Raw genomic sequence first — 233 nt, 5'->3', positions numbered from 1 at the left:
GTCTTGAAAGTTGGGAGTGAAAGCCCAGGGCTCAACCCTGGAATTTCTTTCAAAACTACAAGACTTGAATCTCGGAGAGGATATCGGAATTGTCAGTGTAGCAGTGAAATGCGTAGATATTGACAGGAACACCAGTGGCGTAAGCGGCTATCTGGACGAGTATTGACGCTGAGGCACGAAAGCGTGGGGATCAAACAGGATTAGATACCCGAGTAGTCCTGTCTCTTATACAC

The 233-nt window shown here is 47.2% G+C and carries 1 rRNA gene; it reads left to right on the top strand.

The annotated features are described in order from the left end of the window. Positions 1-233, top strand: a 16S ribosomal RNA gene (locus ACTHSL_RS14285); the annotation flags it as partial.

It is taken from the genome of Neisseria sp. P0008.S010 (assembly GCF_051962715.1).
GTDB classification, from domain to species: domain Bacteria; phylum Pseudomonadota; class Gammaproteobacteria; order Burkholderiales; family Neisseriaceae; genus Neisseria; species Neisseria elongata.
Note: the sequence above shows the minus strand (reverse complement) of the source record. Positions and strands in the feature narration are given on the sequence as shown.